Below are 13,651 nucleotides of genomic sequence, written 5' to 3'. Positions count from 1 at the left end.
GAAGCGGTATTCAAGCCATGATTCCCTTGTCCGCGACTTGACGCTCCATCTGCATTTGTCGATACGGTTTGCAAACAAAGTGTGAATGGACCGATGAGTGAACCACTGCTGACCGTTGCTGACAGCCTGAAAGACAGAGCTCGCGCCGCGCTCGGTTCACGCAATCTGATCCTTGTCGGCCTGATGGGGGCGGGAAAATCCTCGGTCGGGCGGATTGTCGCCAGCCAGCTCGGCATTCCCTTCATCGACAGCGACCACGAAATCGAGCGAGTGTCGCGCATGACGATCGCCGAACTTTTCGCGGCCTATGGCGAGGACGAATTCCGGGCGCTGGAAACGCGGGTCATGAAGCGTCTGCTGAAGAGCGGTCCGCGCGTCGTCTCCACCGGCGGCGGCGCCTTCGTCAACGAGCGGACGCGCAGGCATATCAAGAGGGGCGGCCTTTCGGTCTGGCTGAAGGCGGATCTCGACGTGCTCTGGGAACGGGTCAACAAACGCGACACGCGGCCGCTGCTCAAGACCGAAAATCCGAAGCAGACGCTCGAAAACCTGATGAACGCACGGTATCCGATCTACGCCCAGGCCGATCTGACCGTGCTCTCGCGCGATGTGCGCAAGGAAATCATGGCCGACGAGGTGCTGAAGGCGGTGATCGAAGCTCAGAAGGAAAATGCAGCGTCATGAATGCGATAAGCTCCGCGCCGGCCGTCCAGACCGTGCATGTGCCGCTCGGCGAGCGCGCCTACGACATCCTGATCGGGCCGGGGCTGATTGCGCGGGCCGGTGCCGAGATCGCTTCGCGCCTCAAGGGCCGCAAGGCGGCTGTCATCACCGACGAACATGTCGCGCCGCTCTATCTCGACGCCCTCGTTGCCAGCCTCGATGCGGCGGGCATTGCCTCGGCTGCGGTCGTGCTGCCGGCCGGCGAGAAGACGAAGAGTTTCGAACATCTGATGACGGCTTGCGATAAGGTGCTGGAAGCCCGCGTCGAGCGCAACGACTGCGTCATCGCGCTCGGCGGCGGCGTCATTGGCGACCTTTCGGGGTTTGCGGCCGGAATTGTGCGTCGCGGCGTGCGCTTCGTGCAGGTGCCGACCTCGCTGCTGGCGCAGGTCGATTCCTCCGTCGGCGGCAAGACCGGCATCAATTCCCGCCACGGCAAAAACCTGATCGGCGTCTTCCATCAGCCGGACCTGGTCCTCGCCGACACCGACGTATTGAATACGCTGAGCGAGCGGGAATTCCGCGCCGGTTACGCCGAGGTCGCGAAATACGGTCTGATCGACAAGCCGGATTTCTTCGCCTGGCTGGAAGCGAACTGGAAGGCCGTGTTTGCCGGGGGCGCCGCCCGCATCGCAGCGATCGCCGCCAGCTGCCAGGCAAAAGCCGATGTCGTCGTCGCCGACGAGCGCGAGACCGGTCAGCGGGCGTTGCTCAATCTCGGCCACACCTTCGGCCATGCGCTGGAAGCGGCCACCACCTATGACAGCCGCCGCCTTGTGCACGGCGAAGGAGTTTCGATCGGCATGGTGCTGGCCCATGAATTCTCCGCACGGATGAACCTTGCCAGCCCCGACGATGCGCGCCGCGTCGAGCGGCATCTGCAGGCGGTCGGCCTGCCGACCCGGATGTCCGACATTCCGGGCGAGCTGCCGCCGGCCGAGGTGCTGATGGATGCGATCGCGCAGGACAAGAAGGTCAAGCGCGGCAAGCTCACCTTCATCCTGACGCGCGGCATCGGCCAGTCCTTCGTCGCCGACGACGTCCCGGCCTCCGAGGTGATCAGCTTTCTCCGGGAAAAACACCCCTGATGACGGTCGAAGGCGCTCTGGCATTTCTCGCGACATATTGGCCGGAGATCCTTTCGATCACGGCCCTCGTGCTGATGTCCGCCTTCTTTTCCGGCTCGGAAACCGCGCTGACCGCCGTTTCGCGCAGCCGCATCCATACGCTTGAGGTCAACGGCGACGAGCGCGCCGGCCTCGTCCGCCAGCTGATCGAACGGCGCGACCGGCTAATCGGCGCGTTGTTGATCGGCAACAATCTCGCCAATATCCTGTCGTCGTCGATCGCCACTAGCGTGTTTCTCGGGTTGTTCGGCAGTTCCGGCGTGGCGCTGGCGACGCTGGCGATGACCGTCATCCTCGTCATCTTCGCGGAAGTGCTGCCGAAGAGCTGGGCGATCTCGACGCCGGAGCGCTTCGCGCTTGCGGTGGCGCTTCCAGCCAGGCTTTTCGTCGCCGTCGTCGGACCGGCCTCCTCCTTCGTCAATGCGGTCGTGCGGCAGATTTTGGCACTGTTCGGCATCAATCTCTCACGGGAGGTGTCGATGCTGACGGCGCATGAGGAACTGCGCGGCGCCGTCGATCTGCTCCACCGTGAGGGATCGGTGGTAAAGGCCGATCGCGACCGGCTCGGCGGCGTGCTCGACCTCGGTGAGCTGGAATTGTCAGACATCATGGTCCACCGCACCGCGATGCGGGCAATCAATGCCGACGATCCGCCGGAAACGGTGGTGCGCGCCATCCTTGAAAGCCCCTATACGCGCATGCCGCTCTGGCGCGGCACGATCGACAACATCATCGGCGTCGTCCATGCCAAGGATCTGCTGCGCGCACTGGCCGAGCCGAACATGGAGCCGCAGAACCTGGATATCGTCAAGATCGCGCAGAAGCCGTGGTTCGTGCCCGACAGCACCAACCTCGAAGACCAGCTCAATGCGTTCCTGCGCCGCAAACAGCATTTCGCCGTCGTCGTCGACGAATATGGCGAGGTGCAGGGCATCGTCACGCTCGAGGATATTCTCGAGGAAATCGTCGGCGACATTTCCGACGAGCACGACATCGAGATTCAGGGCGTGCGCCAGGAGGCGGATGGTTCGGTCGTCGTCGATGGCGGCGTGCCGATCCGCGACCTGAACCGTGCGCTCGACTGGAACCTGCCCGACGAGGAGGCAACGACGATCGCCGGCCTCGTCATCCATGAATCGATGACCATTCCGGAAGAGCGCCAGGCCTTCACCTTTTACGGCAAACGTTTCGTCGTCATGAAGCGGGAGAAGAACCGCATTACCAAGCTGCGCATCCGTCCGGCCGGGGAAGACGGCGCGAAATCCGCCTGATCCCGCTTGGATCGCCGGCGGTCATTCCCCATATAGACGCTGCTACCATCGCGTCGCCTCGCCGGGTGCCGCCGGTTCGACGGCCAGCGCGTGCAGGCCGGCATCGAGTTCCGGTTTCAACAGATCCGTGATGGCGCGGTGGCGCGCCAGCCGCGACAGGCCGGCGAATTTCGCCGAAACGATCCTCACCCGCATGTGGGTTTCGCCGGTGCCTGTGATATCGGGCTGATGGCCGGCATGCAGGTGGCTTTCGTCGATGACGCTTAGGCGTTCGGGCGCGAAGGCTTCGACAAGTTTTTCTTCGATGCGGGTCCTGAGGGTCATCATCCGGTCTTGCTGTTGCGCGAAAGGGGTTCCCACCAAGCCAGCAACATTCCCATTTGTCAATTCTTGTTGTCGCCTTGCGACAGCCCCATAATTAGCGCCGCCATGAGACTTGATTCCAAATATTTCGATCGCATCCGAACACGCCGCAAACGCGAGCAGGAGACAGAGCAGGCGCCGCCTACCTGTCAATGGGACGGCTGCGACAAGAAAGGTGCGCATCGCGCTCCCGTCGGACGCAATGCCGAAGGCCAGTTCTTTTTGTTCTGTTTCGAACACGTCAAGGAATACAACAAGGGCTACAACTATTTCTCCGGTCTTTCGGACGGCGAGATCGCGCGATACCAGAAAGAGGCGATCACCGGCCACCGGCCGACATGGACCGTCGGCGTCAACAAATCGGCGAAGGACAGTCCGCTGCATTCGGAAGTCCGCTCCGGCGCTTATACGCGCGTTCGCGATCCCTTCGGCTTCGTCAAGGAAGGCGGCAAGGGCAGCGGGCCGCGTTTTCCCCAGGCGCGCAAGCTGAAATCGCTGGAAAGCAAGGCCTTCGATACGATGGGGCTGCATGCCAATGCGACGTCGGCGGAGATCAAGAGCCGCTACAAAGAACTGGTCAAGAAGCACCATCCGGATGCCAATGGCGGTGACCGCGGTTCGGAGGAGCGTTTCCGCGCCGTCATCCAGGCCTATCAATTGTTGAAGCAGAATGGTTTTTGTTAATTCCCGTCCTTGCTCTTAGGCATCAATCGGGTATGGTCCAAATCGGCTGAGGCCGCAGGCAAACGCGGCTCCTATTTGCGTGTTTACCCATCGCCTCCGCCGACCTTCCGGACGCGGCGTTTCTTGTCCGGGACTCTTTCAAGAATGCTCGCACGCGGTCATCATCCCGCCGAGGTTTCGTTTCAGTCCCGGAGAAGTATCGCCGACGTTCCGACCTGGACGGGCGCGGAGATAATCGCGGCGTCACGGTTGCGACATGGCCTGAGACAGTATGGCCGGGTGGCATCACCCGCCTTGGAGACATGATGAGCAAGATCGACCTGGATATATCTGAACTGCCCGATACCACCGTTTCGGTCCGCGAGACCTTTGGCATCGATTCGGACATCCGCGTTCCCGCCTACAGCAAGGGCGACGCCTATGTGCCGGACCTCGATCCCGACTATCTGTTCGACCGCGACACGACGCTCGCCATTCTCGCAGGCTTTGCCCATAACCGCCGCGTGATGATCTCCGGCTATCACGGCACCGGCAAGTCCTCGCACATCGAACAGGTGGCGGCACGGCTCAACTGGCCCTGCGTGCGCATCAACCTCGACAGCCATGTCAGCCGTATCGATCTCGTCGGCAAGGACGCGATCGTCGTCAAGGACGGCCTCCAGGTCACCGAATTCAAGGACGGCATTCTGCCCTGGGCCTATCAGCACAATGTCGCCCTCGTCTTCGACGAATATGATGCCGGTCGTCCCGACGTGATGTTCGTCATCCAGCGCGTACTCGAATCCTCCGGCCGCCTGACGCTGCTCGATCAGAGCCGCGTCATCCGGCCGCACCCGGCTTTCCGCCTGTTTGCGACCGCCAATACGATCGGCCTCGGTGACACCACAGGCCTTTATCACGGCACGCAGCAGATCAACCAGGCGCAGATGGACCGCTGGTCGATCGTCACGACGCTGAACTACCTGCCGCATGACCACGAAGCGAATATTGTCGCCGCCAAGGTGAAGAGCTTCGGCAAGGACAGGGAAGGCCGCGAGATCGTGTCAAAGATGGTGCGTGTCGCAGATCTGACCCGCGCTGCCTTCATGAACGGCGACCTGTCGACCGTCATGAGCCCGCGTACCGTCATCACCTGGGCCGAAAACGCCGAAATCTTCGGCGATCTCGCCTTCGCCTTCCGCGTCACCTTCCTCAACAAGTGCGACGAGCTGGAGCGCCCGCTGGTTGCCGAGCATTATCAGCGCGCCTTCGGCGTCGAGCTGAAGGAAAGTGCCGCCAACATCGTTCTCGGAGCCTGAGACCGACCGATCATGGCAGCTCGCGGTGACAATTCGAAAGCAAAGCCCGGTGCGCCCGTCGACGTCGAGCCGTTGCGCCGGGCGATATCCGGCTGCGTACGCTCGATCGCCGGCGACGGCGATGTCGAGGTAACCTTCGCCAACGAACGGCCTGGAATGACCGGCGAACGCATCCGGCTGCCGGAGCTTTCCAAGCGGCCGACGGCGCACGAGCTCGCGGTCACCCGCGGGCTCGGCGATTCCATGGCGCTGCGGCTCGCCTGCCATGACGAGAAGGTGCACACGACGATGGCGCCGCAGGGCTCGGACGCCCGGGTGATCTTCGATGCTGTCGAGCAGGCGCGTGTCGAATCGATCGGTGCGTTGCGCATGGAGGGCGTGGCGGCGAACCTGCGCTCCATGACGGAAGAGAAATATTCCAAGGCGAATTTCACCGGCATTGAGCGCCAGGAAGATGCGCCGATCGGCGAAGCCGTTGCGATGATGGTGCGTGAGAAGCTGACCGGTCAGCGGCCGCCCGCTTCCGCCGGCAAGGTGCTCGACCTCTGGCGCGGCTTCATCGAGGACAAGGCGGGCTCCGAGCTCGACAACCTGTCGGAGGCGATCAACGACCAGCAGGCCTTCGCCAAGGTCATCCGCAACATGCTGTCGGCCATGGAAATGGCGGAGGAATACGGCGACGACGACAGCCAGGCCGACAATGAGGACCAGTCGGAGCAGGAAGATCAGCCGAGCGGCGACGAGCAGGACCAGGACGAGGTCGACGAGGATGCCGGCACCGATGCCGCCCCCGTGGAAGACAGCGAGGTCGCCGACGAGCAGATGGAGGACGGCGAGACCGAAGGCGCCGAAATCTCTGACGACGATATGATGGAAGAGGGCGAGGACGATTCGGAAACGCCGGGCGAGACCCGCCGTCCGAACACGCCTTTCGCCGATTTCAACGAAAAGGTCGATTATCACGTCTATACCGAAGAGTTCGACGAGATCATCACCGCCGAGGAACTCTGCGACGCCGCCGAGCTGGAGCGCCTGCGCGCCTTTCTGGACAAGCAGCTGGCGCATCTGCAAGGCGCGGTCGGGCGTCTGGCCAACCGACTGCAGCGCCGTTTGATGGCGCAGCAGAACCGCTCCTGGGATTTCGACCTGGAGGAAGGGTATCTCGATCCGGCCCGGCTGCAGCGCATCATCATCGATCCGATGCAGGCGCTCTCCTTCAAAATGGAGCGCGACACGCAGTTCCGCGACACGGTCGTCACTCTGCTCATCGACAATTCCGGTTCGATGCGCGGCCGGCCGATCACGGTGGCCGCCACCTGCGCCGACATTCTCGCCCGCACGCTGGAGCGCTGCGGCGTCAAGGTCGAGATCCTCGGCTTCACCACAAAGGCCTGGAAGGGCGGGCAGGCGCGCGAAACCTGGCTGGCCGGCGGCAAGCCGCAGACGCCGGGCCGCCTTAACGATCTGCGCCACATCGTCTACAAATCCGCCGACGCGCCGTGGCGGCGGGCACGCTCCAATCTCGGGCTGATGATGCGCGAGGGCCTGCTCAAGGAAAATATCGACGGCGAGGCGCTGATCTGGGCGCATAATCGCCTGCTCGCCCGCCGCGAACAGCGCCGTATCCTGATGATGATCTCGGACGGGGCGCCGGTCGACGACTCGACGCTATCGGTCAATCCCGGCAATTATCTGGAACGGCACCTGCGCGCCGTCATCGAGCAGATCGAGACGCGTTCGCCTGTGGAACTGCTGGCGATCGGTATCGGTCACGACGTGACGCGTTACTATCGCCGCGCCGTGACGATCGTCGATGCCGACGAGCTTGCCGGGGCGATGACCGAGCAGCTTGCGTCGCTCTTTGAAGATCAATCCGTCCAGCCGCGCGGCGGCCGGCTGCGCCGTGCCGGCTGACGCCGCTTCAGGGAAATGTCGGGAATGACAGGTAAGCGCCTCCGCCGTGCGGCGTCGATCGCTCTCTGCATCGCAACAGGCGCTTGCCCCTCATGGGCCGGCGGCGAAGTGCCGGTTATTAGCCGGCAAATATCGGAATTCAGGATCGGCTCTTCGGAGACGAAATTCGGACCGCTGGAATTTCTCGGCGGCCTGGAGATGGTTTCCGGCAAGGCGCTGTTCGGCTCGCTTTCCTCTATCCGTTTCCGGCCGGACCAAAAGCATTTCGTGGTCGTGCTCGATACCGGCCAGTGGCTGACCGGCAGCATCGAGCGCGACGCCAAGGGAAAGCTTTCGGGCCTTTCGGATGTCGAGATCACCCCGATGAAGAACCGTGCGGGCCTGAGTTTGGAAGGCAAGGGATATATGGATGCCGAGGGCTTGGCGCTCGACGGCGACCGGGTCCTGGTCTCCTTCGAGCAGGATCATCGCGTCGATATCTATCCCGATCCCGGCTTTGCCGAATCGCGGGCGATCGGCACCCTTCCGCTGCTCATTCCGCGCAAGATGCTGAAGGACAATCGCGGCATCGAGACGATTGCTGTTGCGCCCGCATCGAGCCCGCTCAAGGGCGGTGTGGTTGTGGTCTCGGAGCGCGGCCTCGACAGCGAGGGCAACCGGGTGGCGGCGATTCTCAGCGGGCCGCTGAAAGGGCGTTTTGCGGTGGCGCGGGACGGGAGCTTCGACGCCACCGACGGGACCTTCCTGCCGAACGGCGACCTGCTGCTGCTCGAACGCCGCTTCAACATGGCCGAGGGCATCGGCATGCGGCTTCGCCGCATCAAGGGCGCCGATATCAGGCCGGGGGCCGTGGTCGAGGGCGAATTGCTGCTCGAAGGCAATTTCAATTCGCAGATCGACAATATGGAAGGTCTCGATGCTTTTCAGGCGGCCGACGGCACGACCCATATCGTTCTGGTGTCGGATGACAACCATTCCATTCTGCAGCGTAATCTGATGCTGGAATTCCGGCTCGCCGAAGAGCCGCAATTGCTCGGATCGTCAGATTGACGTCACATGCCTCGGTTATCCCGCTCGCGGTATCGCAAGCGGCGGTTTCGGAGGAAAATCATGGTGCATATTCATGTCATGGGTGCGTCCGGTTCCGGCACCACGTCGCTCGGTCACGCGCTTGCGGCACGGCTGGATATCGCCCATCTCGACACCGACGACTTCTTCTGGCTGCCGACTGATCCACCGTTCACGACGCCGCGGGATGCCGGCGAGCGCATAAGGCTGCTGCTCGAGGAGACGCGGCGGCCCGGCGGCTGGGTTCTTTCCGGGTCGGCGCTGAAATGGGGAAGGCCGCTCGAGCCGCTCTACGATCTGATCGTGTTCCTCAGGATCGAACCGGAGCTTCGAATGGCGCGAATCTGTGCGCGCGAGGCGGCTCGATACGGAAATAGGATCGGGCCTGGCGGCGACATGGAAACCAAAAGCGGAGAATTCCTGGAATGGGCGGCAAGCTATGACACGGCCGGCCCGGAACGCCGTAGTCTTGCGGCGCATGAGCAATGGCTGGAAACGCAGACGGCGCCCGTCCTCAGGCTCGATTCATCGCGGGAACTAGACGATCTAGCTGCGGAGGTACTGCTGCACCCGGCAATCGCCGCCGGTGCGGTCCGGCGGCGGCGGTGACTTGCTCAGACTTAGCCGGCGCGGACGGGCTGCATCGGCCGCAGCACGTTCATCAGTGCGCCATAAGGCAGCAGCATGACGAGGCCGACGATCATCTTGACGGCGAAATCGCCGATCGCCCAGGAAATCCAGCGCGGCGCCTCGCCAGCGAAAACGCCAAGGATGGGAGCCCCCTCCAGCGCAAAGGGCTCGTTCGGGCCGAGGAAGACGAAAAACGCGGCGAAAGAAAGCGAAAAGAACATCACCGTGTCGAGCGCCGAGCCGATCAGCGAGCCGAGGAGCGGCGCGCGCCACCAAGCCTGGCGGCGCAGGCGGTTGAAGACGGCGATATCGAGCAGCTGGCCGGCGAGATAGGCCGAGCCGGAGGCGATGGCAATGCGCGGGGCCGAGGTGAAGAAGGAGAGCGTCACGCCGACGACGAAACCGGCAAAGACAACCTTGCGGGCCGCCTGCGGGCCGAACTGGCGATTGGTCAGGTCGGTGATCAGGAAGGCGACCGGATAGGAGAAGGCGCCCCATGTCAGAATGTCGGCAAGGTTGATGCCGGCAACTTCGGCGTTCAGCGGAAACTGGACGAGGAAGTTGGAGGCGACGACGATCAGCGTCATCAGCGCGACATAGGCGATGGTATAGCGCGTCTTCAGCATTTTTTTATCCTGGGTGATGCCACCAGTTGGAGAGACGGGCCGGCAAAGCAAAAGGCTTGTCCGGTATCACCCGTTCAAGCCTTTGAAGCCGTATGCAAGAAGGGCGGAAGCTTAGGCGGCAACAGCCGCTTCGGCGGTCTTCTTGACGATCTGGCGGCGCAGCAGACGTGCGCGCATCGACAGTTCGTTTTCGCTGGCCTTCAGCAGGAAGGCATCGAGGCCGCCACGATGCTCGACGGAACGAAGAGCAGCAGCCGAAACGCGAAGACGATAACGCTGGTTGAGAGCGTCGGAAATCAGCGTTACCTGGCACAGGTTCGGCAGGAACCGGCGCTTGGTCTTGTTGTTGGCATGGCTGACATTGTTACCAGTCAGGACGGCCTTGCCGGTCAATTCGCACACGCGGGACATGGAACACCTATTCTTGTTTTTTCTCGGGCCATCGAATTGCCATCCCCGGCAAAACCGGGCTCGCAATCCAACAGGCATGATTGGAAAGTTGCGGTTCTATAGTCAGAGAGCCCGCTCGCGTCAAGCCAAACCTTGGCCTTTCCCGCAATTCTGTCAAAAAGCTGCTGTTTTCTTCCCGGCATGGCGGGAGTATAGAGCGTTTCGGCAAGGGCTGCCGCGCGCGGTGCAAGACAAGGCTTCACACATGGCTCATTCGGGCAGACGCATTTTCATTTCGGTCATCGCCGCGCTTCTTGCCATACCGGCATCGGCGGCCGAGATCCAGCACCGGACGGTATACCGGGTGACGCTTGCGGGCCTGCCGATCGCGCGCGCCGCGTTCCTGACGCAGATCGAGGACGATCACAGCTACACGATCGCCGGCGATATCAAATCCGCCGGCCTTGCCGATCTCGTCACGACCATTTCGGCAAAGACCAGCGTCAGCGGCGTCGTCCGTAACGACCGACTGCAGGCGCTGAAATATTCGCTCTACTACAAGAAAGGCAAGAAAGCCCGCGTCTACGAGGTCAGCTATCGCAACGGCGACATCATCTCGGCGACGACGACCCCGCCGCCGAAGCGGCCGAAGAACTGGATCGACGTTACGCCGCGCGACATGCGCTCCGTGCTCGATCCTATCTCCGGCCTGGTCTTCACCGGCGACACCAAAATCTGCCCGCAGACGCTGCCGATCTTCGATGGCGAGACGCGCATGGATCTCGTGCTCTCTCCGAAGGGCGACGAGGATTTTTCGACCGACGGCTTCAAGGGCAAGGCGGTCGTCTGCGGCGTCCGCTTTGTGCCGCGCTCGGGCTACAAGAAGGGCCGCAAGGATATCGACTATCTGAGTAAGAGCGACCGCATGGAAATCTGGTTTGCCAAGTCGGACGCGGCAAATGTATATGCTCCCGTCTATGTGCGCATTCCAACCGAATATGGGATGGTGACGATCACTGCCGTCAAATATGGCAGCGTCAGCTGACGGAGAGCTTTCGCCTCCGTGAAGGGGGGACAGGTGAAGCTTCGCGCGACGTTTATCGGTTTTACGGCCATTCTGATGTGGTCGTTCCTGGCGCTGTTTACGGCTGCTTCGGGCAAGATGCCGCCGTTCCAGCTTTCGGCCATGTGCTTTGCGATCGGCAGCGTCCCCGGCCTCGTCGTGCTTATTCTCAAGCCGTCGCGGCTGACGCTGTTGAAGCAGCCGGCAAAGGTGTGGCTGACCGGCATTGCCGGGCTCTTCGGCTACCATTTCCTCTATTTCACCGCGCTCAGGAACGCGCCGGCGGTGGAGGCGGGGCTGATCGCCTATCTCTGGCCGTTGCTGATCGTCGTCGGCTCGGCGTTGCTGCCGGGCGAACGGCTGCGCTGGTATCACGTGGCGGGCGCGCTGGCCGGCCTTTGCGGCACCTTCCTGATCGTCGGCCGCAATGGCATTGATTTCGACGGCGCCTATGCCGTCGGTTACGGTGCCGCCTTCCTCTGCGCCTTCACCTGGTCGGGCTATTCGTTGTTGACGCGGCGCTTCGAGGCGGTCTCCACCGACGTCGTCACCGGCTTCTGCCTTGCGACGTCAATCCTGTCGTTCTTCTGCCATCTCGGCCTCGAGACGACCGTCTGGCCGGCAACGGGCTTCGAATGGATCGCCGTCATCGGGCTCGGACTTTTGCCCGTCGGCGCTGCTTTCTACGCCTGGGATTACGGCGTCAAGAACGGCGATATCCAGATCCTCGGCGCGGCAAGTTATGCAGCCCCGCTGCTTTCGACGCTGATCTTGACGTTGTTCGGATTTGCCGAACCGAGCTGGCGGATCGCGCTCGCCTGCCTGCTCGTCACCGGCGGGGCGGTGCTGGCCGCTCAGGAGATGTTCCGTCGCAAGTCCGGGCTGCGGCCGGCCGCGGCGGAATAGGTCTTAGAGCCTTTCCTGGTTAGATTGAAGCATTTTGTTGGCTCAAACGGAATCGGATGGTCGACCGGCCGGCGCGCGTCGTAGCCCAGCTATACGGGCCAAGCCGGCCGGTCGAGCAGCCGGCCCGTTTCAGCCAACCCTCCCGCAGATTTGCCTGGCAAATCTGCGAGACTCAGAATCGCCGGACGCACTGATCGCTTCACCACGGCGAAGCGGTGCGGCCGGTGGGCCGGGCATCTTTCCGCCAGGACCAGAGGCGATCGGCTCGGACGTACCTTGGGGTATGCCCGTCGCCAATCGCCTCTGCCCTGACGAAAACCTGCCCCGGCAGAATGCTTCAATCTAACCAGGAAAGGCTCTAGCCGCCGGGCGTCCAGCCGGGCGGGGCCATTTCGAAGCTTGAAAATAGGAAACCGGGCGAAACGGTACAGCCGACCAGGGTGAAATCGCCAAGGGTCTCGGCCGATTGCCACCAATTGGCGGGAATGATCGCCTGCGGCCGCTCGCCTGCGATCAGATTCGGTCCGAGCGTCAGGGTCTCGCTTGCCGCCCCGTCCTGGGAGCGGTGCAGCGCCAGCGGCGCGCCGGTGTAGTAATGCCAGATTTCGGCGGCGTCGTGGACGCGATGCCAGTGCGAGCGCTGCCCGCTGGTCAGGAGGTAATAGATCGCGGTGGAATGTCCGCGCTCTCCGCCTGCCGTATCGCGGAATGTCTCGACGTACCAGCCGCCTTCCGGATGCGGCTGCATGCCAAGTTGCCGGACGATATCCTCGGGCGACATCAGAAATTGTCCTTGCGCTTGCGGATCTCGGCGAAGACTTCCTCGTTCGTCTTGCCTTCCATGATCAGGTTGCGGCGGATCGCCGGATCGCCGGCGCGCAGGAACGGATTGGTTTCCTTTTCCAGTCCAAGCGTCGTCGGGATGGTGAACTTGCCCTCGGCGCGCAAAGCTTCGATCTCGGCGGCGCGGCTCTTCAGGCGTTCATTGTCGGGATCGACCGTCAGCGCGAAGCGGGCGTTGGAGAGCGTATATTCGTGGCCGAAATAGATGGCCGTCTCATCCGGCAGCACGGCAAGTTTCTGCAGCGAATGCCACATGTCGGCCGCGGGGCGCTCGAACAGGCGGCCGCAGCCGAGCGCAAACAGCGTGTCGGCGGCAAAAAGCAGCTTGTCGTCGACGAAGTGATAGCAGATGTGGCCGGCGGTGTGGCCCGGCGTCTCGATCACGTTGACCGTGTGGTTGCCGAAGAGGAACCTGTCGCCATCCGCCATCGTCCGGTCAAGGCCGGGAATGGCGACGGCCTCGTTGATCGGGCCGATGATTTCACAGCCGAACTGCTCCTTCAGCGCCAGATTTGCGGCGACGTGATCGGTGTGATGATGGGTGGTGAAGATGTGCGTGATCTTCCAGCCGCGCCGTGTCGCCGCTTCCAGGATCGGGGCTTCCTCCGGCGCGTCGATCGCCGCGGTAAATCCCGTCTCCGGATCATGCACGAGAACGCCGAAATTATCGGTGCGGCAGAGAAAAACGTCTAATTCCAAAGGTTTCATCGTTCAATAATCCTTTGTCCTGCGAGTCTCGCGGGAA

At 62.6% G+C, this 13,651-nt stretch carries 15 protein-coding genes; 10 read left to right on the top strand and 5 right to left on the bottom strand.

Annotated elements, in window-relative coordinates; translation table 11 throughout:
- Window positions 1-93 precede the first annotated feature (93 nt).
- The 3 genes from GGI60_RS17380 to GGI60_RS17370 are packed head-to-tail and all read left to right on the top strand — an operon-like array spanning window position 94 to window position 3,121.
- Window positions 94-684 (top strand): shikimate kinase, encoded by a 591-nt coding sequence (locus GGI60_RS17380; protein ID WP_183917179.1) that lies wholly within the window; start codon window positions 94-96, stop codon window positions 682-684.
- Window positions 681-1,811 (top strand): 3-dehydroquinate synthase, encoded by a 1,131-nt coding sequence (aroB, locus tag GGI60_RS17375; protein ID WP_183917176.1) that lies wholly within the window; start codon window positions 681-683, stop codon window positions 1,809-1,811. Before GGI60_RS17380 ends, aroB begins: the two co-directional genes overlap by 4 nt.
- Complete coding sequence (locus GGI60_RS17370) at window positions 1,811-3,121, top strand: HlyC/CorC family transporter (protein ID WP_183917174.1); 1,311 nt, start codon at window positions 1,811-1,813, stop codon at window positions 3,119-3,121. Before aroB ends, GGI60_RS17370 begins: the two co-directional genes overlap by 1 nt.
- A 42-nt stretch (window positions 3,122-3,163) precedes the next feature.
- Here GGI60_RS17370 and GGI60_RS17365 read toward each other — a convergent pair whose 3' ends face one another.
- Complete coding sequence (locus GGI60_RS17365) at window positions 3,164-3,448, bottom strand: BolA family protein (protein ID WP_170961494.1); 285 nt, start codon at window positions 3,446-3,448, stop codon at window positions 3,164-3,166.
- Window positions 3,449-3,550: 102 nt separating this feature from the next.
- Between GGI60_RS17365 and GGI60_RS17360 the strand changes: the two genes are divergently transcribed.
- From GGI60_RS17360 to GGI60_RS17340, 5 genes are all read left to right on the top strand, one after another.
- Window positions 3,551-4,168, top strand: coding sequence for a J domain-containing protein (locus tag GGI60_RS17360; RefSeq protein WP_183917172.1), 618 nt, complete (start codon window positions 3,551-3,553; stop codon window positions 4,166-4,168).
- 305 nt (window positions 4,169-4,473) lie between these two features.
- Window positions 4,474-5,466 carry a cobaltochelatase subunit CobS gene (gene cobS, locus GGI60_RS17355; protein ID WP_183917170.1) on the top strand — a complete coding sequence of 331 codons (993 nt, stop codon included), beginning with the start codon at window positions 4,474-4,476 and terminating at the stop codon, window positions 5,464-5,466.
- Window positions 5,467-5,478: 12 nt separating this feature from the next.
- A complete protein-coding gene (cobT, locus tag GGI60_RS17350; protein WP_183917168.1) occupies window positions 5,479-7,380 on the top strand; it encodes a cobaltochelatase subunit CobT in 1,902 nt (633 codons plus the stop codon).
- Between the two features lie 24 nt (window positions 7,381-7,404).
- Window positions 7,405-8,430 carry an esterase-like activity of phytase family protein gene (locus GGI60_RS17345; protein ID WP_183917166.1) on the top strand — a complete coding sequence of 342 codons (1,026 nt, stop codon included), beginning with the start codon at window positions 7,405-7,407 and terminating at the stop codon, window positions 8,428-8,430.
- 60 nt (window positions 8,431-8,490) lie between these two features.
- On the top strand, window positions 8,491-9,057 hold the full coding sequence (locus GGI60_RS17340; protein WP_183917164.1) for an adenylate kinase: 567 nt from the start codon (window positions 8,491-8,493) through the stop codon (window positions 9,055-9,057).
- Window positions 9,058-9,068: 11 nt separating this feature from the next.
- Here GGI60_RS17340 and GGI60_RS17335 read toward each other — a convergent pair whose 3' ends face one another.
- Window positions 9,069-9,704: a VUT family protein gene (locus GGI60_RS17335; RefSeq protein ID WP_183917162.1), complete on the bottom strand. Its 636-nt coding sequence runs from the start codon at window positions 9,702-9,704 to the stop codon at window positions 9,069-9,071.
- A 111-nt stretch (window positions 9,705-9,815) separates the two neighbouring features.
- Entirely contained in the window at window positions 9,816-10,115 is a 300-nt protein-coding gene (gene rpmB / locus GGI60_RS17330) for a 50S ribosomal protein L28 (protein WP_004679586.1), read from the bottom strand.
- A 244-nt stretch (window positions 10,116-10,359) separates the two neighbouring features.
- Here rpmB and GGI60_RS17325 point away from each other — a divergent pair, with 244 nt between their 5' ends.
- Both GGI60_RS17325 and GGI60_RS17320 read left to right on the top strand, forming a co-directional pair.
- Entirely contained in the window at window positions 10,360-11,139 is a 780-nt protein-coding gene (locus GGI60_RS17325; protein WP_183917160.1) for a DUF3108 domain-containing protein, read from the top strand.
- A gap of 33 nt (window positions 11,140-11,172) precedes the next feature.
- Window positions 11,173-12,063 (top strand): DMT family transporter, encoded by an 891-nt coding sequence (locus GGI60_RS17320; RefSeq protein ID WP_183917158.1) that lies wholly within the window; start codon window positions 11,173-11,175, stop codon window positions 12,061-12,063.
- A gap of 358 nt (window positions 12,064-12,421) precedes the next feature.
- Here GGI60_RS17320 and GGI60_RS17315 read toward each other — a convergent pair whose 3' ends face one another.
- Window positions 12,422-12,844, bottom strand: coding sequence for a cupin domain-containing protein (locus GGI60_RS17315; RefSeq protein ID WP_183917156.1), 423 nt, complete (start codon window positions 12,842-12,844; stop codon window positions 12,422-12,424).
- A complete protein-coding gene (gene gloB, locus GGI60_RS17310) occupies window positions 12,844-13,614 on the bottom strand; it encodes a hydroxyacylglutathione hydrolase (RefSeq protein ID WP_038691617.1) in 771 nt (256 codons plus the stop codon). The genes GGI60_RS17315 and gloB overlap by 1 nt, the downstream gene beginning before the upstream one ends.
- Between the last annotated feature and the right edge of the window lie 37 nt (window positions 13,615-13,651).

The organism is Rhizobium lentis (assembly GCF_014200175.1).
Classification (GTDB): Bacteria; Pseudomonadota; Alphaproteobacteria; order Rhizobiales; family Rhizobiaceae; genus Rhizobium; species Rhizobium mulingense.
The sequence above is the reverse complement of the archived record's forward strand: the minus strand, read 5'-3'. Positions and strand labels throughout refer to the sequence as shown.